Origin of the sequence: Paracoccus sp. S4493 (assembly GCF_000967735.1) — a bacterium.
In the GTDB taxonomy this organism is placed as follows: domain Bacteria; phylum Pseudomonadota; class Alphaproteobacteria; order Rhodobacterales; family Rhodobacteraceae; genus Paracoccus; species Paracoccus marcusii.
Window position 1 is genome coordinate 1 of the sequence record NZ_JXYF01000211.1, and the last position, 590, is coordinate 590.

The 590-nt window shown below is 71.4% G+C and carries 1 protein-coding gene; it reads left to right on the forward strand.

Annotation, left to right across the window (positions count from 1 at the left end):
- On the forward strand, positions 1–460 hold a 460-nt coding region (locus tag TW83_RS16370), incomplete at its 5' end, for a GntR family transcriptional regulator (protein ID WP_045983851.1).
- Between the last annotated feature and the right edge of the window lie 130 nt (positions 461–590).

A 590-nucleotide genomic window follows, 5' to 3' on the forward strand; every position in this document is an offset into this window, starting at 1 on the left:
GCGGTTTTCGCAGAACCTGGCGGCGGCGGGGCGCACGGGGTCACACCGCTTCACCCGGCTGGAAACCCGCCCCTGCGACGCGGTCGAGGCGCAGATGCTGGACCTGTCCCCCGGCGATCCGGTCCACGTGGTCGAGGGGCTGTCGCTGGCCGACGGCCAGCCGCTGGCGCTGTTCCGGTCGGTTCTGCCGGGATGGCTGGCGGGGTTCTGCGACCAGGCCCGCGACCATCAGTCGATCACCGCGGCGCTGGCCGCCTGCGGGGTGGCTGACTATACGCGGGCCAGCACCCGCATCACGGCCAAGCTGGCCAATGCCACGCAGGCGGTGGCCCTGCAGATCCCGCAGGGCGCGCCGGTGCTCCGCTCGGTGGCGGTGAACCTGGATGACCGAGGCCGGCCCGTGGAATACGGGCGGACGTGGTTCGCGGGCGACCGGGTCTCGCTGGTGCTGGCGGACTAGGACCCGCGGATCAGGCGGCGCCGCAGCCAGCCCGACAGGCCGTCCATCGCGATGACCAGCACCACGATCAGCAGGATGTAATAGGCGACCTTCTCCCAATCCTGCGTGGTCTGGATCGCCTGCGTCAGCA